This window comes from Aeromonas sp. sif2416 (assembly GCF_019218665.1).
Classification (GTDB): Bacteria; Pseudomonadota; Gammaproteobacteria; order Enterobacterales; family Aeromonadaceae; genus Aeromonas; species Aeromonas encheleia.
The window spans coordinates 1-17,925 of record NZ_JAHUXC010000019.1; the positions used below are offsets into that span (position 1 = coordinate 1).

Sequence of the window (17,925 nt, forward strand, 5' to 3'; positions counted from 1 at the left end):
CACACCAGCTCGGGTGCCCTGGTGGCGGCAGCATTTGTCGTTGGGATAAGCGAGGTCGGAGGGCCTTTCTCAATTTGTACCGACAGGATTTCAAAGTTCAACGAGCCAGTGCCCTGCCATTGGCTGGAGCCACCAACGGACCCCCACAAGAATGAGCGCAGTGTCGATCCGACCGTTGTTGAACGATGAGTAATCTGTAGCGGTTTACCTATCTGCTCTGGAGTGATGTTCACAGTGGTGCCGGTTACTGCCATATCATTCGAGCCAAGCCGAATACTATCCATCCCTACCCGCAAAGGAACGAACTCAACGGTGATGGATACATCGTCACCAGCAGTCAGACCGGCGATACTGCGCAGGTTTAGATAGTGGCCACCGACCTCCATATCCTCCCTGAACTTGGTTGTGGTTACCTCACCAAGAAGCCCTGACCCAGCAGACACCTCAACAGTGCCTCTAGTGGCCGAGCTGCCAGAACCATCGTGGGGGAAATAGAGGTTGGTAGAGCCGCGTTCTTTGACCAAGGCGCCGGTCTCATAACGTGGCTCGCCAGCTGGAACGAGCCGCAGCTTGCCGTCCTTCTGACGCTCAGTCGCCGAACTCAACCTCTCAAACTGCCAGGTACGGGAAACGACATCCTCTCCCACCTTCACATCCCTGCCCTTGCCGGTGATCAGCCGCAGGTTATCCACCAGGGGTGACCACACATCAGGCAATGGCATGGCGGAATCCCTGACCACGTTGACGGCAAGGTCAGCCGACGCCGCTGCCTTATCGGCCTCCACCTTGGCGCGTGCTGCCTGGCCCTCCCCTTCGCTGGTAACTCGCTTCCACGGGATCATGGTGTGCTTGGTGCCATCCGGTGCGGTGACCTCGAAGGTGGCCGCATCACTCGTCAGCAGCGCCTGAAAAGCATCACTCTGCTGCTGATATGCCCCCAGGGTGGCGTTCAGTCTGCGGGCAAACTCCGGGATTGAGTCTGTCCGCGATGTGTCGATGGCATAGGCCTTACCGGTGCCGGTATCTCCACGGTATGCCTCTACTAGGTAAAACACCGAGTTCGACTCCGAGTAGTCAACTTCATACAGGTCAACAGCGGTGCCGGTCACCATCACCAAGAGGTGCCCTTTGGCGGCGGCATTCTTCGGATCGGCAAAGGTGGTGCCCGTGCCCACCACCTTCTTGCTCCCTTTGGTGACGGCAATGGTGCCATCACGCTTCCACACTCCAGCCATGCTGCCCCCTTACTGCCCGGTCACGCGGGAGAAGCCTTCGGTCTTGCGCTGCTCCATGTTGGCATCAACCTGGGTCTTCTCACCGAGTTGCTGCAAGTAGGCGTTGTAATGTCCGACCGCCCGATTGGAGTTGGCGCTGTATTCGGAGTCCTTCGAGAAGGCCCGGTACATGATGAAGTCGATCAGCGGGTTGATGTAGATGTCGTCCAGGTCGGCCAGCGCCGGAGAACCTGAACTCTCGACATCCGGCAGAATCTTGGATTGCGGCGCCACGGAGTAGATCACATCCACCTTCACCGCCGCGGCCGGGCCCGGGTAGAGATAGAAGTTCTTGGGATCCCGATCGTCATAGGTGTAGGCCGCCACACTGGTGCCATCCTTGCCTGCATGCCAATCCGGGTAGCTGTCATCCAGCGCTCTGCGCGGCACGAAGCGGATCACCTTGCCATCAGCATTGCGAAGCACCTCGATCAACCGGAGGGCATCTGCCGGCAAGCTCTGCTTGGTACCTGCAGCACAGTTGAATTGCACGTTCTTGGTGTGGGCATCCGGACGCATCAACACGATCGCCTTGGCGGCGTCGTTGTAATAGTCCAGCAGCTCCTGCTTGGGCCAGCGAACCCAAGTGCGATCGTTGAGCAGGGTGTTTACCCGCTTGAGGATCGAGTCAACGGTAACGGTTGCCATGTGTGGGGTCCTTTAAAAAAATGAGTGCTTACGGGGAGGGTTGTGGAACTCGACCTGAGTCGGTGCGCTGTGCTGCTTACGGAAGCGGCCAGCACGGCGCCACCCTTCAACAAACTCTGCGCGGTGGTAACCCGCACGCTTGGGGTCAGACCAAGGGCGGTCTGGCTGGGCATAGAGCAGCGCGGCCACGCCATGGGCAATGGCCTCGGCATGATCGGTGTAGAGCTGAGCCGGCAGCGTCTTGCTCCCCTTGAGCGGAGCAGCAGCAAACCAGACACGCACGTTGTCCAGGTCGGTCAGCACGCTGATCTCGTTGGTCGAGATTGCGAAGTAGTCACGCCCGCTGATAAAGGGCACGCCACCCTCACCTGTCAGGTGCAGCACGTTGCAGGAGGTCAGGCCATCGGTATTGCATACCGTCTCCAGGCTCCCTGCTGATGCCGAGCGAATAAGCCGGTCCAGGGTGATGAGCTCTGACTCGCGGCAGAAGGTAATGGCCGCCTCAGTGACGGCCTCCTCCAGCATGATCTCCAGCGGGCCAGTGATGTGCATCCTGACGGTTGGCAGGAACTGCTCACGCGGCACCATCTGCATGGTTAGTCCCCCTGGCCAGCAGCCAGCTTGGCTTTCAGCGCATCACGCACGCGCCCCCGGTAATCGGGTACCTTTTCTTGCGGACCCTGCGGCTCGATACCCAGATCTTCCCCCTCCACCAGGGTGGCAAGCTGTGCAGAGGTCAGCTTGGCCAAGTCACGCTCCCCGACAACCATGCTCTGCTCTTCGGCCAGGCGCGCTTCTTCCGCAGCCAGGCGCTCAGCTTCTTCAATCGCAGCCTGTTCCTGCGCTTCCTGCTGGGCCTTCACATCACCCAGCTCTTCGGAACGGCGCCACACAGAGGGGTACTCCAGCAGTTGCATGGCGATGTGACTCTCAACATCCACCGGCTTGTGACGAGGGAACACCAGGCGGGAACCGGTGACGGTGTCTTTCTTGCTCGGCTTGTCGCCGATGTAAACCACGGCAATCTTGTCGCTCATGGGGTATCTCCTATCCAGAAACGAAAATGCCCGGCACGTGGCCGGGCGCGCAGTAATGGGCAGCCTTAGAGGTTGCCGACCACCTCGTAATGCAGCTTGAGCTTGACGGTACCCGTTGCTGCGCCGCCGCCGACAGTGAGGCTGATCTCCTGATCCTCCTCGGTCATCAAGTCATCGACCGGGATGTACTTGGCCACCGCAGCCGCCGTGTTCTCGGCATTGATGATGGTGGTAGCGCCGACCTTGGCGGTGATGGTGGTACTCGCGCCCAGGGAGCCAGTGAAGAGGGTGACCCCCACCACTTTCAGGTTGGGCTCCACCTTGTCGCCAAACACAACGACATCACCAGAGGGTACAGCAGCCAGCTTGGCCACCAGAGTCGGGGAAATAGAGAGGTTGCCGAACGCACCAACAAACCATCGGTACGCTTTGGCGATCAGGGTAATCTTGGCCATGATATGGCTCCTTGTTTGGTCAGAGAATGAGATAGAGGAGCCTGCTGGCCCCTCGGGTCAGTGGCTTAGCGACCGACGGCGCTCACCGCGGTATCCAGCACCATGGCGCCGTGATCCTGGATATTGCCGTTGCGCTGCTTGAAGCGGATCTTCTGAAGGCCAGATACCCAGCGGATTGAGAGTTCGGTCGCGTTGCCGTGGTCGGTTTTCTCTTCGTGCATGCCGAAGGAACCGCCCTGCTCGCCGGAGCCAAAGGCGTTGGCCAGCGCCTGGCCACCCAGCAGCACGGCGCGGTCAATGGTGGTGCTCGCTACCTTGTCCACCTCTACGCCTGTCGTTGAGTTGGCGGCACATACCTTGACGGCGCTGCCCTGGTTGAAGCGGATCGGCATGCCCTTGTACTGCTTTACCAAGATGCCACGCCACATAGCACCTTCGCCGCGGAAGATGGGATGGTTCCAGCCCTTGCTACGCTCGGTCACTGCGGCCAGCATCGCACTCCAGTCTTTGCCCGAGCTGGAGGTATAGAAGTCATGCCACTGGCGGGGGGTGACGTAGAGCACGTAGAGAGGCTCTCCACCGGACGGATCCGCCACCATGCGGATCGGTTGAATAGGGTTGGCCATCTCGGACAGGTAAAGTGCCATGTTGTCCACGCAGCCGAGGTTGAAGCGATCCGCTGCATCGATGGCTTCGAAGGTGGTGGCATCCCCACCGAAGAAGTGGCGCTCGTAGGTCGGTGCAGTCAGCGGGTTGATCATGATCTCCGCAAACTCGGGGTCGTCCGCGAGCGGCAGGATGATGTCGGTGGCAGCGTAGTCACCACGAGCACCAGCCAGCTGAGCAAAGCCTCGCTGATCTACCAGGCGGCCATAGTAGCCATCCCCCAGCAGCACGCGCGCTGTCTTGATCAGATCGTGCTTGGTACGTTTCTGGCTCATCTTGCCGCCGGCATCCACACCGTGACGGGTCTGGTTGATCTTGAGCGAGAAGTCTGCGAAAGACAGGCTCTCCAGGCGACCAGCCAGCTTCTTGTCACCCATGGTCGGGCGGCCAGAGAGCTGATGGAACAACTGCATGTCCACTTCGGTGCCAGCCTGCTTGCTCAGGTCTGTGATGCGCACAACGGGGGCGCCGGCACTGGTCTGTTTGCCACCGTTGACCTTGGCGCCCTTGGGCGCCTCTTCGGTCAGCATGTTGACCAGGGAGTGCGAGCGGTTGGCTGCTGTGAACAGTGCCGCCTGCATAATCTTGTTGGCTTGCGCCGAGGTGACTTGGGTCATGACCCTCTCCTACTTGAAAACAAAAACCCCGACACAGTGGTCGGGGTTGGCTTGTATAAACGGGTTGTTGGTTAGAGCCCTGCTTGTTCCAGCAGCTCCTCGATCTGGGCATCAGTCATTGCCCCCATCTCAGCCGTCAAATCTGCCTGAGACATGGAGCCATAACGGGCGACACCCGTTGCCGGTGCTTGATGGGTTTGACCGAGCGCTGACGGGCTAGACGGGATAAAGTCAGCAGGCTTATCTGCTTCCTTGCTGGGTGCCTTGGCGGGCGGTGGAGCAGTCTCCACGGCATCACCAAAGGCCAGCTTGGTGCGACGAGCAGCCTCTGCAAATCGCTCATCCAGTGACTTACCTTGCCACGCTGGATCAACCTGGAGCTTTTCATCAACGATGATGGCGAAGTCGAAGCGGTCTTGGTCCTTCTCCCGCCAGTCCATCAGGTCAGGTACCGCCTGCAGTGCGGCCTGCACCGGATTGGTGGCAGGTTGAACCGGTTGAGCAGCAGGCTGTTCCAGTCGATGGATCTTGTTGGCCATCGCTGTCAGGGCTTTACCGATTTCCGGGTAGTCCTGCGCCAGTTGCTCCACTTCTTGCAGGTCGAGCTGGTCCGGATCTGCATCGGGGTTAATCCCGTGCTTCTCCAGCAGCGCCTGCAACTTGTCCCGTTCGGCCTGAGACTGCTGCGAGTTGGCCAACTGCTCACGCAATACCTTGGCCTCATTGCGTGCCTGCTCCAGCACCTCATACGGGATGGTGTGTTGACCGCTCTTGGCCAGGATCACCTTCTCAGGCTCCGTGGCCACTTCACCTTCCTGATGGACGTTGGCTTGTTCGGTACCGGCTACTACTTCGACCGCCGACGGCGCGGCTTCTACGTCCGTTTTCTCAGTAGCAGTGCCATCACCCAGCTCGGCATCGGGCGATTGCTCGATCTCGGCCAGCATGGCTTCCAGTTCATCCAGGCTTTCAGTCCCTGTCAGGTTGTCGATGTTCGTATCCATTGTTGTCCTCGTGGGTTTTCAGTGGGTGGTATCGCTACCCAAGCGGGGGAATGCTCTCGGGGATAGCACTCCCCGGCTGGGGCTGGGCACAAAAAAACCCGGCACAATGGCCGGGTCTGGAAATGAAAAAGGCCCAATCTCGAGAGACTGGGCCATGTTGGGGAAATCCTAACGCTGGGCGGTGAGGAAAGCAACTATCAGAGAGTGATGGCGTCAATCTGCTGCTGAATGGTGTCCAGAAGCTGGGTTTGCAGGACTGCCTGCTCGGCCTGGATCCCCTCTTGCTCAGCAACCAGTAGCTCCATCTCCTGTAAGGTCTTGCCGGTCTGGGCCTGCTTGAGCGCATCCTCGAACCGGATAGAGTCGGTCAGCTTGGTTATGCGCTGGGCCTCCGCTTGCCACTTGGCGGCCTTACCCTCAAGCTCTGCCAGCTTTGCCTGCATCTCGCGCATGGCCAGCTCCTGCTCCATCTGTTGCTGCTGGGCCTGCTGTTCGGCGGCGGCGCGTTCCTCGTCGGTCATTTCCTCCGGATCCTTCTGGATGTTCAGCGCGTTGCGGATCCGCTCCACGAACTCGGCCTTGCGCGGTACATCCATCAGCTCGACCAGCAGGTCAAAGCAGGCACCGGCTGCCTCTGGTGGAAGCTGCGACATGGCCTGTGTCATTCGCTCCGCCAGTTGCTGCTTGTAGGCGGCGGTCTGCTGGATCGGCGCCAAGGCGATGTGGGCACGCAGGCGGGTCACGTCATTGGTGAGCTTGCCGTCCTCCTGCTCCACGTTGATCACAACGGCCTTGCGGCGGCGCGGGTCATCTCGGTTCACCGTCACCTTGTAGTTGCGCTTACTGGCCATGTCTTCCAGCAGATACGAGAGCGCCAGCTGACCCACCTGCTGGCAGCCCATCCGGTAGTTGTCGTTGATCTCGGAGAGTGTGGTGGCCCCCTGCTCTACCAGGTTGCTGATAGCCACACCCGATTGACCGGTGGAGCCCTGCCCCAAGAAGGCGGCGTAAACCCCCATGGTGTCCTGGATCAGCTTCACTGAATCCTGCATCACCTGGAACTGCTGGGCGGCGACGTTGAAATCCTGTTCCACCTTGAAGGCATCACTCACGCTGGTCTTGTTCGCTCGGTCCGGGTTGAGCTCGATATAGCCATCAGGGCGCTCTACCTGTTCCAGCACCTGATCCCGGCTCATGTTGGTGGCGTCCTTGTCCATGATGACGCGCTTGGCCTGCAGCAGGAAGGTGAGCTTGATACGGCGCAGATTCACCTCGTCTTGTGCCGGCATGGCCCGGGCAATCAGACCATAGGGCTCGCCAGAACGGTCCTTGCGGTACCCCCAGAACGGGACCAGCGGATACATGTTGTGAGGGGCGGTGCAGGGGCGGTCCACCAGATGGTGGGGGCCGACGAACCAGGACTCCCGAATCACGGCCACCGGGCAGCGCTCCAGCTTGGCACGCCCCATGGCTACAGCGGCCAGGTGCAGTTGATTGGTCTTGTCATACTCCAGCGCCCGGCCAGAGTCGAGCATCAGCACCTGACGCATGGTGTAGGTGCGGTAGTAGACCACCTGCAGCAACACACGATCCCGATTGCGACTGCACCACTCGACCTGTTTGCGGTCGAAGTGTCCCCACTCCTCAAAGGCGCTGGCAAGGTTGGGGTCCATCCCTTCTATGGTGTTGAGGCTGACAAACCCGTCCCAGTCGTTCACCCCCCAGGTGAGTGCCTCGACCTTGCTTGGGAACATGGTCTTTGCCTCATCCAGATCCACCCAGCGGCGGCGCATCAACCATCTGTTATCACTAAAATCGGGCTCACGGCTATGCCAATCCCAATAAACCTCGTCTCGCGGCACATTGCTGAACCGGTAGCGTGGGCCGAAAGGGTCATCATTGCGGCGCACCTCCACCCAGCCGATGCCAGTCTTGATCTGACCTGCGTAGGCTTCCCCCCGGGCGCGATCCAATCCACCAAGCCGGCACATGTCGGCGTATTCCGCATTGACGGCCTCGGCCATCTGTTCCAGCTCATCATCATGGTCGTCGGCAATGACCATCAGATCGGTGCGGCTCTTGGCCTCCATGCCCAGCACACCGTCAATGGTGGGGGCGATCAGGTTGTGAATGGTGATGGGCTGCCCGCGCTCCTCGAGCACCTTGACGACCTCGGGCGGCAGCTGGTCACCGTCATAGTAGGCGCACGCTCTGTTCGCCATGGTGCGCCAATCTGGCTGGCCATCAATGTCGCTCATCAGGTTGAGCAGGCGTGAGGTATCGAAGCCTCCCTGTTCGGGGGCCTTGCGTTGGGTCTGGTTCATCAGTTGGCCATCCAGTGCTTGGGTTTACGGGTGGTTTCGGATTTGACGATGCGGGCAGGCATGCGGGCTCGCATCTCTTGGGCGATCATGTAGCTCATCAACTGGTCGTCGTAACAACCGGTCTGGGCGTTCATGCTGCCGCTTTTGTCGTAGACGTAGGTGGTTGCCTCGTGAATTGTGCCTATCCAGCGGATCCCGGACTGGCCGGCACGCATCAGGTCTTTGAGGCCATCAACCACGATCGGCTTGGATTGCCGGGTTGTGAGCCAGCCAAGGCGCGGCGTCTCGTCGTCGCGGTCCCGGTCGATGTATTCCTGGGCATAGATGCGGCGCACCGGGTAGTGATCCCGCAGGGCCAGCAACACGGCGTGGCCGTGGTTGTTTCGCTCTGGGCCAATGAAGGCTGGGCCATGCTCGGCGGTGCCGTACAACTTGCCCACATGTGCTAGCAGTTGGGCAAACAGCCCGGGATCCAGGTGCCCGAACCAGTGGGCCACCTGCCGGCCGTCACTCTTGGCCACAACGTCAAAGGATGAACGGTCACCATGTTCCAGACCTTCCGCCACATCGGCGCCGATGGCGTAATCCTCGTCGGGGTCTGGCAGCTCCCAGACCAGCAGCATGTTCTCGAGCGAGCGCTGTCCCTGCTCGTCCAACTGCTCTGGCTTGCGAGCCTTCTCGCGCCTGCCGGTGACCGGGTCGATGTCATAGACGATGAGCGGGGCCATGCAATCGCCCTCTGCCTCCATAGTGGCGATGGGGTTGAACACCCGGCGCCCGGATGTCAGGAACGCCTCAAGCGGCGTGCTGGGGAACTCCTGCTTCATTTCGGCGCCCAGGGTGGACTCTTTCAGCACGTACCATTGCCGCTGCTCGTCGGTGATGGTGCAGCTCATCGCCTTCTCCACCGCGGCGAAGTATTCCGCCTGGGCCTTGCTCATCACCACACCGGAAGTGGGGACGTCTGCGCGATACTTGGGATCCTGCCACCAGGCGAAGAAGTGGAACTTCCAGTCGAGCTGGCTGAGCTCACCACCTGCCCGGCTCACCTCGAGCGACTTCATGCTCATGGAGTGGAAGTCGCCCCCCACCCCTTCGGCTGTGCTCTCGATGAAAGCCACGGCGCCCGGGTGGATCGCCTGCAGCGTCCCGGTTCGCACCTCCTTGGCCTTCTCCGGGTACTTGGCGCAGATCTTCCCATGCTCGGAGACATGCAGGCGCTGGACGGTGCCGGAGCGGAACGAGGTGGCCACCTGGATGCTGGAGCCATGCCGGAACAGGATGTGCCCGCCATTCGCACCGCCGCGCCGGGTCACCACCTTGAACTGGGCCTTGAGCCAGCCCGGCAGGTTATCGAACGGGACTTCAATCTTGGTGCGGTATATCTCGCCGGCCGCCGTCAGATCCTGAGCGATGATCCCGCACTTGAGGTTGTTGTTGAACAGCGCCTCGTCCAGCAGGTAGATATCTATGGCAGTGGAGAATCCCAGCTGGCGCGCTTTGAGGATGATGTTCAGGTACCACATCGTCCGGAACAGCAGCTCCTGCGCCGGGCGAAGCCGGAAGCGGACCAGCTTGCCCTGCTCATTCTCGATCATGTAGAGGTTGTTCATCCTCCACCACTTGTCGCTGAGCTTCGAGCGGATGTAGGCCATCTGCTCCTGTTCTGTCATGGAGCTAACGTCGATTGACTTGGTCAAGGAGATCTCCGGGCAATAAAAAACCCGCCGAAGCGGGTTTGATTAGTTAAATAATTTAGATAAAAAATATGAAATCAGTGCAGAGCCTGTAACGAATGCTGGAAGCAATGCGTCACCAAACCAAACTTCTTTATATGACAAACAAATCCACCGAGCCCTATATGAGACATTTAATAAAAGAAAAGCAATTAAACGATTATACCGTACAGATAGAAGGCCATAGCCTTCATTATTATACTTAATACGTACAACACCCCTTTCCCTATCAGTTAATATGTGTGGCGTTCCATTACCACGAACTGCGTCATTTGTGAGACCTAGAGGGCTCAATTCTCCCTTTCCATATGAATCAGTCGAGCCGACGATTTTTATTAAAATGAAAGTAAAAAAGACATCTACTATCTCAACCTTTACGTGCCCTACACCCTTAGCATATTTTATAACAGCAAAGTCATGACCATCTACGCATTCAAATGTTACGCCTGGGTTGAACGCATATTTCAAGTAACGCACACACTTACCAGGAAGATAGAGGCCGCTCAAGACTTCGTTACGGTGATGCATCCTTATGTCTCTAGATACGAGCCAGTGCCTCCATTGCAGAAAGCACATAACAACAATCATAAAAATCTCAATCCATTGTGGCCTAGAGAAAGTCAGCTTGGCCCCTGAGAAAGAGATATCATTACCAAATGCGCCACCTGCTATTGAATATATCAATACAATCATGCTAACAATCATTAGATTTTTTCTATATTGCCTTTCAAGTTCAGCATTTTCGCCAATCATTTATTATTCCCTTAACACCATCTAAAAGTAACATTCTGATTATCTCATAAGCCCGCCAGTGCCTATACCCTGCAGCTCATTCACTATCTCGCTAACTGGAGTGGCCTCGCTGTTGCCATCCTTCTCGAGCCTGTCGGCTTCGGCGGTCAGCTTGCGGGCCGCAGCCCGGATGCGCCGAGTATCTTCCTCAATCTTCGGCACGCTCACCTCATCGATCCGCAGGGCACTCAGGGTCCGCTCGATGGACTCAATCCGCTGGATGTTGCGGTCGAGGGCCTGCTCGGCTTTCAGGATCTTGTCATAGAGCGCAATGCGGTCAGCCATCTCGCTGGCTGTGGCCAGATCCTGCTGCAGTCCCTTGAGCAGCTTGGTGACGGAGATGACACGAGCCCGGGTGAAGTCCAGCTCATCACGCAGCTGCAGCTCGCGGGCCTCGTTGAATAGCTCTGGGGAGTCGAGGAACTTGGCATAGCCACCGTGGGTCAATGCCGGCCGGTCGCCGGGATTCCACTGGTTGGGCGGGTTGGGATTGCCAGGGTTCCCCTCGATGAAGCGGCCACAATTGTCACGGCCGTTGGTTTTCGCATCCTGGCCTGAGTCAGCTGGGGTCTGAGTGGATGAGGATGACCTTCCCCCTCTTCGCTCTCCCCCTTTCGTCTTGCCTTCATTCCCCTTGGCTTGCGCACGTTGCGCAGATTGCGCAGTTTTGCGCACTTCGGAATGCGCAGTTTGCGCAGCTACGCGAGATTTTTTATAGGGCTCGGAAGATTGCCCCCGAGATTTCAAATAGCGACGCGCCGAGTTGTAGTTAAGGCCGCGGCTATCGCACCAGTCTTTCGCACTGATGCCGGTCGCTTCATGCTCCTGCAGGAATTCTGCATTGAGCTCTGCCCAGTCGGTCTTTGCCATTTAGAGAGATAGCTCGCCTTCAACGATGGTGTCACCAGGTACCGGCTTGTGAGTAGCTGGAACCACAACAGAAACACCGGAGGAAAGAACAACCAGGGCCGCGCCTCCGTCGTAGTGCTCTACGCTGGCGATCACCCCAGTCACGTCGATACCGTTTATCACTTCACTGCTCCAGTTCATCTGCATCACCTTCTCCCCTTCCCCAGAAAGACAAACCCCGCTGTTATGGGCGGGGTTTCATGGTTGCGGTGCGCAGGGAGCCATAGGCCCGTTCGCAGGCTAGTCCTGACGCTCGAGCTCGGTCATACGCTGCTGCCAGCTCACCCGCTCTTTCGTCAGCCCGGCTGAGCAGGTCGGCGAGCACCATGGCAGGTTGTCCGGCTGCCGGGCCTCCTTGGGCAGTACCGGGATTGCTGGCGCACTGACTTGCTCGGGCTGCCAGGCGGCGGGCTTGCTCACGCAGCCGGCCAGACTCAAGGCCAGCAGTAGCGGCATCAGCTTGTGCTTGGGCGATTTGTTCTTGTGCATGGTCTCTCACCTCATCGATTTCTGCCTGGCGGCGCAGCTCTTCTTCCCGGGCCTCCAGCTCTGCCTTGGTCCTGGCCGTGGCCAGACGGGTAGCCTCTTCATCCCACTTCACCTGCCAGGTCTTGCGCTCCCCTTCCTTCCCATCGGCTTGACCGGACCAGTAGAGCGCCCCCCCACCACCGGCCAGGGCGGCTATCACCAGGGCGCCGGCCAGGAACGGCAACGCCCTGCTTTGCGGAGTCGTCACCATCACTCCCCCTTGCACTTAGCATTGAGACGCAGCCGGTCTTTCCACAGCCCGGGGCATACCCGGTTCCCGGGTGCCGAGCAGTCTTGGTTGCCAGCACGCTTGAACAGCAGGATCGCCTCACAGGCCCCAGGGTAGTCACCCACGTTCAGGCGCTTCACGATGGTGGAGCGACAGAAGGCCCCAGGGCCGATGTTGTGGGAGAGCTCGACATAGGTGTCGAACTCATTCTGATGGAGCGGCACCTTGATGCAGGCCTTGAGGGAGTCCTCGAATACCCGTACCTCCCGAAGGCTCCTATTCACCGCGGCAACGGGAGCAATGCTGTCACCCATCTTGACCCCCTCAGTGCTCCCAAATCCGATGGTGGGGAGTTTGGTACCGTGTACCGGGTCGGGATAAGCTACTGGCTCATACCCCTCCCGATTCAGGATCCCCACAAAGCCGGCGGCACTCAGCGTGAGAGCCGCAACTGCAATGCGGACCTTGCTCACTCTGCACCTCCCTGCTGGCGGCGCGGCTTGATGATATTCGACCAGATGAACCAGCCCATCTGGACCGCGATCCACGTCAACGTGGCCGCCAGTACCCAGTCATTGAGCGAGTACCCGGCCAGCGTCATGCCGGATACAACGACTGGCGGCGCGCTCTTTGCCACACCGGCAGCGGCTGCAGCCGTCGCAAACTCCTCTTCTTTCCCCATTTACTCCCCTCCAGAAACGACAAAGCCCGCACGAGGCGGGCCAGAAACGAAAAAGGCCAGGGTCGGTGAGACTCTGGCCATGTTGGGGCAATACTAACGCTGGGGCGGCGGGGATTCAACCAGAAGCAGGTTCTTTGGTTGTTCCGCCTCTGCACTTCCTCCAATGTGCGACCAACAGCACAATGAGACACAGTGGACCCATTACCAGAATCAATATGAGACTCACCATGAATTTCAGAAACTTCCGGTCAAACGCACTTTTGACTGAACCGTCATAGACGACCTGTTCATCCCCATGCCAGTAATCAATGATCCACTCAACAGCATATCGGCTGTATGGGTACAGCAAGCCCAGCATCAGCAACTCAACCGTCACAACCAACCAATTTATCAGTGGAACTTCATGGGTCGGCGGCCTCAAATAAGTTATAACAATAAGAAATGCCACGAACAGGCACAATACAACAACCAACTGCCTTTTAAAGAAGGCCCTGGGCAATAGCAGAATAGTCTTTTGCTCTAACATCTCATACCCCTGTGATTCGACATTATTTTTGTTCTGGTTTGAATTTCGATGTTTCAACTCTACTCACGGAGAATCGGTCTTGAGTGAAATACTTTATCCGGTCTTTCTCCTTGTCATACGCAGCACAGTTCTTAGCGCCACAATATAAAAATGGATAACCTACTTCATCATTATCAAGATAGATAAGGGAGATTTCGCCACTCTTTATTTTTTCAATATGTTCCGCTGCATCAACCCCACCCTGCCGTTCATGATACACAATAACAAATATGCACAACACACTACTTGAGAGTGTCATCCAAGTCGCTAACTTGATGTCTCCAAGCTTTCTCATAATATAGCTTTCTCGCCTAAATTTTACTCCAAGCCTTCTTAACGGCTTGAGGAATCTACGCGCATTTGCAAACCTTCTATCATTTGAAGCTCTAAATGCCCTATGCATCCCACTCTTTATTTCATATGCAATAAATGCCATTACAAACAACATAAATGGCAAAGCCATAAAGAATGGCAGATTAATTATGAAACCATGGTAAAGAACTTGATGAAAACTACGCTCCATTAAATCAGAATCTAGTCCCAGCCTTCTCAACAATGCGTTTGTATACGCTGTGCTGGATGCAAAAAGAAAAGCCGTTGTAAGAACAATAAGTCCTGCACTATTCAAAAGCCCCATCTTTCCTCCTTGTCAGACTGGGATTGCTTTGTAGGTAGTTGGTGTCAACTCAAACCCTTTCGAGACATCACCATTTTTCACATAAAACGCAGCGCTATTTTTCTCGCGAGAGTAACTATGCACTCGGTACAGCCAGAACCGATCTTGGAGCTCCCGGGAGACATTCACCTCATTCTCGCTGATGTAAAACGGTGTGGAGGCTGATCCTGTGGTGGTCTTGACCTCAATGAACCTCTCCCCTCCATCCTGCTCGAACGAAAGAATGTCATATCCCGCAGCAGAATCGCTTAGAGCAATATGCTCAACCCTGGCAGCCAGGTCATGGCACCCAGCATCACGCAATTTCTGCTGTTCATGCTCTATGACCAGGAGCTCCCCGGCATGGCCAAGGTCTCGATTTCTCTGCTCTCTGGCTGCCCAGTCAACGATGCCACCTTTGACTCCCTTCCCTCCCTTTCCTGATTTCGAAGTTGCCTTCGGGGGTAATCCCTCCGTCAAGGTCCCTGGTTGGGTTTGCATTGGTTCGGAGTGATACAAGGGGGATAAGGCTGGCCTAACGTGCTCTGAGAAGCGCGTTTGGATATTTGATGGCAGAGGCCAGTTCAAGAGTTTCCAGGTGAAATGGACAGGGTTCTTTGACAGAGGATCCCAATCATTAAAGGCCAGCGGCCCCATGTAGGTGTAGTCCTCCTTCTTCGACGCTCGCAGGAACAACCGCACGTTATGAAGGCTCTCGTCATGCTCAACTAACCGCTGAATTTGGGGCGTTTCGGGTGTTTGCTGGTTCTGAGACTTCCAGATAAGGAAACCGTCAGCCGTCAAGGCATCATCATAGTCATTGCTCTCATGCATGCCGAGGGTGACAAAGAAGACAAAGTCCCTTTCGCCGGGTGACTTGCTGATGATCCCAGAGAGCCCCCATGACCCGGCCCCCGGGGTGAATGATGATCCAGGAGCGAGGATCGCAGCGACCTCTTCACGAGAGTAGAGATAATAAGGCTGCAGGCGAGCCGGTACATCCTTGGTGACTATTGTGAAGCCAAGCTTCTCCAGGATGTCGAAGCATGGACTGTTCAAGCCACCAGAGAACTTTGATGAGGGGAACTCATATCCAAGGAGCTCTTGCGCGGCCAGGCCCAGGATGGCTTTCGGAGGGTAGCGCTGTTCATCAATGAGCAGGTCATAGGTGGTGGAGTGCTTATATGTTGACACCACCCCACCAAGGCGCTGATAGGTTTCGGCTGCGCGTGCTATGTGCCCCCTAGTCAATCCACCCAATGTCTCTATGAGATCTTTGTGCTTCACCTTTTGTCTTTTCGCCACAGTTACTTAACCATCCCAAAACCAACGTTCCGCCAATATACCATTACGCAGGCGTCAAAACAGTCCTATGGCAATAACGACGCCAAGGGTTGGCAAAACGGAGACTCACAACGAGCGATGTAGTAGCTATCTATTTTCCAAACACCATTCTCAGGAATCGTAGATACGGACTCCGTCCATAATTCTTTCGAATCACTGAACTTACTCTGGTAGGTATGAACGACGAAAGGTCCACGCACACCATTAAGCTCATCTGGTGTCCTCGCCGACGTGAGCACCCGCTGTCCTGCTTCCCCCAACGGATCCCTGATTTGCCTACTCATAGACATATAGGTGTCCTTACTAACCCGCTCTTTGTTCCGCTTGGCGTAAAGAGCATAGGCTGACGCGTAGTCGCGGGTATCAGTCAGAACAAGAAACTGGGTAATCAAGCGATCCGCGCTCTCTTTGGGAGGTATGACTTCAATGTTCAAGGTCGCTGGGTTAACAAACCATACCGACGCAAAAAGGGCTAATGCCCCACTCGCACGGACTCCTCCTTGTATAGGCAGAGGAATATCCAGCCTCAAGAACCCTGGCAGAAGAGCACCTATGCCTGCAGCAGAAAGCGCCATAGTGAGACGGAATGCAAAAAACTGAACATTCGTCGGCGTGGGATTTAATACAACCAATACAAGGATTGTGCTCAGGAAAATGACACCAAAGGCAAAAACAGCAATTTTCTCTATGTTTTGTGTGGTCAAGGCCATCATTCCTCCTCAACATTGATTCATGTTGTTAATGCGCACAACCGCACCTGGCCGACCTCCTGTATCTTGTGGAGGCAGTACTGACTGATAGAGTTGGAACCCTGCTTGAACAGCGGCCATATCATTGATATGTCTAAGATATTTTACCGCGACACAATCAGCATCAAGCTCTTCCTGATAACCAAGAACAGGCCACATTTGTGGTGGCGAATTAAGTTTTACTAATGCGTGACCGCGTGCATGATGCGCGTACTCGTGAGCACGCAAGAAGCGGAATCCTGGAGAGCCGACTCCGCCCATCCTTTGGACCCACACATCATCGTAAAAGATCACTGGTTGTCCCATGTAGAATGTGGCTAGTCCTGCAAAACCTTGACCCGTACCATTTGTGAGATATTCAGAGACCTGGCCAACCCAAGGTAATGGCCCCAAACTCAATGACTGCAGAGCAAGCGAATTAAACGAAACAATATAAAGACACCACGCTAAAAGGATTCCGCTGACACTAGTTGTTCTTATGGCGAGTACGTTCATAACACCTTCCAAAGTTGTGTAACATACTTCTTTCCATTTACCGAGCGGCAGTCACGTTATCGAGGCAGCCTTTGAAGATCGCATTCCAGTCACCTTCATTTGTGTTCCCTTGCATGGTAATCCCGACATCCAACAAGGCGCCCTCCCATGCCTGGGCATCATGAAAGGCCTTTGCCTTGGCTTGCTCCTGAGTCAACCCATCCTCTTGGGCATATGCAGCAAGCAGCTTATCGGAGGATGTTGAATAGAGCTTCTCGAAGTAGGCCAGGTCCGTTGCATTCCGGACTTCTGCCCGCAATGCCATCAGCTCATCCTTGTCCCTCTCCGAGTAAGCTTTAGCATCTTCGACAAAGGAGTCGCAGATCGGGTATGCACCATCGTTATGGCCCTGGGAACCCAGGGCTGCAAGTAATGGGATAAATGCTAGCAAGGTATTCATCCTGTCCACCTTTAAGCGAGCCGCTGTAGCACTAAAATCTAGTATCCTCTAATGAATCCGGCAATGGGCATGAGCTCTTAAATGACCCGCATTTCATTCACCTGTTGGTCCATAGTTCGGGCCAGGTCTGACGCCTGATGAATCACCTCATCCACCGCACGATCCACTGACTGCCGCACCTGAACGCCAAACCGGCGTGATACCAGATCCGCATCCGGCACCACTCTCCCGGTACCGTGGCACTTCGGGCACTCGTCTCCTAGCCGAGGCCGCTTACCGGTTCCCTTGCAATGGGGGCAGCGCCCTGACTGCAGCATCTCAGCCACACAGTAGTCGCGGGCAAGACGTAGTATTTCGTTGCGCTCATCCAGCAGACGCTGATATTCGTGATCATTGCCGGCGCGGTGCGCCCGCTTGGCCTTTTCCATCACCACGGCGGCACGACGGCGCTCCTTGTCGTAGTGCGGGTGCGACGGCATCAACCGGTCCAACTGCTCTGGCAGCGGGCGGCGCAGCAGGATAGCCATGGCCATGCCCGCAACCTCGCTACTACCCAGGGTCTCGCAGAAATGAGCCAGCAACCCCTGAGTGGCGTCCATGTCCAACAGGTGATCGGCTATCAGATACTGATACCCCTGAGGATTGTTCTTGGCGGCCACTTGCAGGGCACCGAGAAACTCGTCACGCCCCAGATTACTGACGTTACTGGATGACGGCTCATGAAGCGCCCCCTTGGGTGAGAAAAGGCGCAGTGCCATTTCCAATGACTTACTCATA

Annotated in this window: 22 protein-coding genes; all 22 read right to left on the reverse strand. The window is 56.5% G+C overall.

The annotated features are described in order from the left end of the window. Positions 1 to 1,235 (reverse strand): hypothetical protein (locus KW821_RS20890; protein ID WP_218292774.1); only part of this gene is annotated, 1,235 nt, incomplete at its 3' end. A gap of 9 nt (positions 1,236 to 1,244) precedes the next feature. Further along, complete coding sequence (locus KW821_RS20895) at positions 1,245 to 1,922, reverse strand: DUF6682 family protein (protein WP_218292775.1); 678 nt, start codon at positions 1,920 to 1,922, stop codon at positions 1,245 to 1,247. Positions 1,923 to 1,934: 12 nt separating this feature from the next. After that, positions 1,935 to 2,516, reverse strand: a complete 582-nt coding sequence (locus KW821_RS20900; protein ID WP_218292776.1) for a hypothetical protein — start codon at positions 2,514 to 2,516, stop codon at positions 1,935 to 1,937. Between the two features lie 2 nt (positions 2,517 to 2,518). Beyond that, on the reverse strand, positions 2,519 to 2,959 hold the full coding sequence (locus KW821_RS20905) for a hypothetical protein (protein ID WP_218292777.1): 441 nt from the start codon (positions 2,957 to 2,959) through the stop codon (positions 2,519 to 2,521). Positions 2,960 to 3,024: 65 nt separating this feature from the next. Continuing rightward, positions 3,025 to 3,414 (reverse strand): hypothetical protein, encoded by a 390-nt coding sequence (locus KW821_RS20910; protein ID WP_218292778.1) that lies wholly within the window; start codon positions 3,412 to 3,414, stop codon positions 3,025 to 3,027. A 65-nt stretch (positions 3,415 to 3,479) separates the two neighbouring features. After that, complete coding sequence (locus KW821_RS20915; protein WP_218292779.1) at positions 3,480 to 4,697, reverse strand: DUF4043 family protein; 1,218 nt, start codon at positions 4,695 to 4,697, stop codon at positions 3,480 to 3,482. Positions 4,698 to 4,768: 71 nt separating this feature from the next. Next, positions 4,769 to 5,701, reverse strand: a complete 933-nt coding sequence (locus KW821_RS20920) for a hypothetical protein (RefSeq protein ID WP_218292780.1) — start codon at positions 5,699 to 5,701, stop codon at positions 4,769 to 4,771. Positions 5,702 to 5,898: 197 nt separating this feature from the next. Next, entirely contained in the window at positions 5,899 to 8,025 is a 2,127-nt protein-coding gene (locus tag KW821_RS20925) for a portal protein (protein ID WP_218292781.1), read from the reverse strand. Beyond that, positions 8,025 to 9,725 carry a terminase gene (locus KW821_RS20930; RefSeq protein WP_256353598.1) on the reverse strand — a complete coding sequence of 567 codons (1,701 nt, stop codon included), beginning with the start codon at positions 9,723 to 9,725 and terminating at the stop codon, positions 8,025 to 8,027. Before KW821_RS20930 ends, KW821_RS20925 begins: the two co-directional genes overlap by 1 nt. A gap of 42 nt (positions 9,726 to 9,767) precedes the next feature. After that, entirely contained in the window at positions 9,768 to 10,514 is a 747-nt protein-coding gene (locus KW821_RS20935) for a hypothetical protein (protein ID WP_218292782.1), read from the reverse strand. A 39-nt stretch (positions 10,515 to 10,553) separates the two neighbouring features. Then, positions 10,554 to 11,423 carry a terminase gene (locus KW821_RS20940; protein WP_218292783.1) on the reverse strand — a complete coding sequence of 290 codons (870 nt, stop codon included), beginning with the start codon at positions 11,421 to 11,423 and terminating at the stop codon, positions 10,554 to 10,556. Then, a complete protein-coding gene (locus tag KW821_RS20945) occupies positions 11,424 to 11,609 on the reverse strand; it encodes a hypothetical protein (protein WP_218292784.1) in 186 nt (61 codons plus the stop codon). 37 nt (positions 11,610 to 11,646) lie between these two features. Next, positions 11,647 to 12,201, reverse strand: a complete 555-nt coding sequence (locus KW821_RS20950; protein WP_218292785.1) for a DUF2514 family protein — start codon at positions 12,199 to 12,201, stop codon at positions 11,647 to 11,649. Continuing rightward, positions 12,201 to 12,692 carry a lysozyme gene (locus KW821_RS20955; RefSeq protein WP_218292786.1) on the reverse strand — a complete coding sequence of 164 codons (492 nt, stop codon included), beginning with the start codon at positions 12,690 to 12,692 and terminating at the stop codon, positions 12,201 to 12,203. The genes KW821_RS20950 and KW821_RS20955 overlap by 1 nt, the downstream gene beginning before the upstream one ends. Further along, on the reverse strand, positions 12,689 to 12,901 hold the full coding sequence (locus KW821_RS20960) for a hypothetical protein (protein ID WP_218292787.1): 213 nt from the start codon (positions 12,899 to 12,901) through the stop codon (positions 12,689 to 12,691). Before KW821_RS20960 ends, KW821_RS20955 begins: the two co-directional genes overlap by 4 nt. A gap of 115 nt (positions 12,902 to 13,016) precedes the next feature. Beyond that, on the reverse strand, positions 13,017 to 13,427 hold the full coding sequence (locus KW821_RS20965) for a hypothetical protein (protein ID WP_218292788.1): 411 nt from the start codon (positions 13,425 to 13,427) through the stop codon (positions 13,017 to 13,019). Between the two features lie 22 nt (positions 13,428 to 13,449). Then, positions 13,450 to 14,103 (reverse strand): hypothetical protein, encoded by a 654-nt coding sequence (locus KW821_RS20970; RefSeq protein WP_218292789.1) that lies wholly within the window; start codon positions 14,101 to 14,103, stop codon positions 13,450 to 13,452. Positions 14,104 to 14,115: 12 nt separating this feature from the next. After that, on the reverse strand, positions 14,116 to 15,408 hold the full coding sequence (locus tag KW821_RS20975; protein ID WP_218292790.1) for a DUF3427 domain-containing protein: 1,293 nt from the start codon (positions 15,406 to 15,408) through the stop codon (positions 14,116 to 14,118). A gap of 83 nt (positions 15,409 to 15,491) precedes the next feature. Continuing rightward, entirely contained in the window at positions 15,492 to 16,175 is a 684-nt protein-coding gene (locus KW821_RS20980) for a DUF4019 domain-containing protein (protein WP_218292791.1), read from the reverse strand. A gap of 9 nt (positions 16,176 to 16,184) precedes the next feature. After that, positions 16,185 to 16,709: a hypothetical protein gene (locus KW821_RS20985; protein WP_218292792.1), complete on the reverse strand. Its 525-nt coding sequence runs from the start codon at positions 16,707 to 16,709 to the stop codon at positions 16,185 to 16,187. 37 nt (positions 16,710 to 16,746) lie between these two features. Next, complete coding sequence (locus tag KW821_RS20990; protein ID WP_218292793.1) at positions 16,747 to 17,148, reverse strand: hypothetical protein; 402 nt, start codon at positions 17,146 to 17,148, stop codon at positions 16,747 to 16,749. A 77-nt stretch (positions 17,149 to 17,225) separates the two neighbouring features. After that, positions 17,226 to 17,924, reverse strand: coding sequence for a TIGR02642 family protein (locus tag KW821_RS20995; protein ID WP_218292794.1), 699 nt, complete (start codon positions 17,922 to 17,924; stop codon positions 17,226 to 17,228). Position 17,925: the final 1 nt, after the last annotated feature.

What these genes read in the sequence shown, in the direction of transcription:
- KW821_RS20935 (WP_218292782.1), bottom strand. Translation starts at nt 10,514, where the DNA reads ATGATTGGCGAAAATGCTGAACTTGAAAGGCAATATAGAAAAAATCTA.
- KW821_RS20920 (WP_218292780.1), bottom strand. Translation starts at nt 5,701, where the DNA reads ATGGATACGAACATCGACAACCTGACAGGGACTGAAAGCCTGGATGAA.
- KW821_RS20995 (WP_218292794.1), bottom strand. Translation starts at nt 17,924, where the DNA reads ATGAGTAAGTCATTGGAAATGGCACTGCGCCTTTTCTCACCCAAGGGG.
- KW821_RS20910 (WP_218292778.1), bottom strand. Translation starts at nt 3,414, where the DNA reads ATGGCCAAGATTACCCTGATCGCCAAAGCGTACCGATGGTTTGTTGGT.
- KW821_RS20945 (WP_218292784.1), bottom strand. Translation starts at nt 11,609, where the DNA reads ATGCAGATGAACTGGAGCAGTGAAGTGATAAACGGTATCGACGTGACT.
- KW821_RS20980 (WP_218292791.1), bottom strand. Translation starts at nt 16,175, where the DNA reads ATGGCCTTGACCACACAAAACATAGAGAAAATTGCTGTTTTTGCCTTT.
- KW821_RS20940 (WP_218292783.1), bottom strand. Translation starts at nt 11,423, where the DNA reads ATGGCAAAGACCGACTGGGCAGAGCTCAATGCAGAATTCCTGCAGGAG.
- KW821_RS20905 (WP_218292777.1), bottom strand. Translation starts at nt 2,959, where the DNA reads ATGAGCGACAAGATTGCCGTGGTTTACATCGGCGACAAGCCGAGCAAG.
- KW821_RS20970 (WP_218292789.1), bottom strand. Translation starts at nt 14,103, where the DNA reads ATGGGGCTTTTGAATAGTGCAGGACTTATTGTTCTTACAACGGCTTTT.
- KW821_RS20950 (WP_218292785.1), bottom strand. Translation starts at nt 12,201, where the DNA reads ATGGTGACGACTCCGCAAAGCAGGGCGTTGCCGTTCCTGGCCGGCGCC.
- KW821_RS20960 (WP_218292787.1), bottom strand. Translation starts at nt 12,901, where the DNA reads ATGGGGAAAGAAGAGGAGTTTGCGACGGCTGCAGCCGCTGCCGGTGTG.
- KW821_RS20915 (WP_218292779.1), bottom strand. Translation starts at nt 4,697, where the DNA reads ATGACCCAAGTCACCTCGGCGCAAGCCAACAAGATTATGCAGGCGGCA.
- KW821_RS20990 (WP_218292793.1), bottom strand. Translation starts at nt 17,148, where the DNA reads ATGAATACCTTGCTAGCATTTATCCCATTACTTGCAGCCCTGGGTTCC.
- KW821_RS20900 (WP_218292776.1), bottom strand. Translation starts at nt 2,516, where the DNA reads ATGCAGATGGTGCCGCGTGAGCAGTTCCTGCCAACCGTCAGGATGCAC.
- KW821_RS20895 (WP_218292775.1), bottom strand. Translation starts at nt 1,922, where the DNA reads ATGGCAACCGTTACCGTTGACTCGATCCTCAAGCGGGTAAACACCCTG.
- KW821_RS20985 (WP_218292792.1), bottom strand. Translation starts at nt 16,709, where the DNA reads ATGAACGTACTCGCCATAAGAACAACTAGTGTCAGCGGAATCCTTTTA.
- KW821_RS20965 (WP_218292788.1), bottom strand. Translation starts at nt 13,427, where the DNA reads ATGTTAGAGCAAAAGACTATTCTGCTATTGCCCAGGGCCTTCTTTAAA.
- KW821_RS20925 (WP_218292781.1), bottom strand. Translation starts at nt 8,025, where the DNA reads ATGAACCAGACCCAACGCAAGGCCCCCGAACAGGGAGGCTTCGATACC.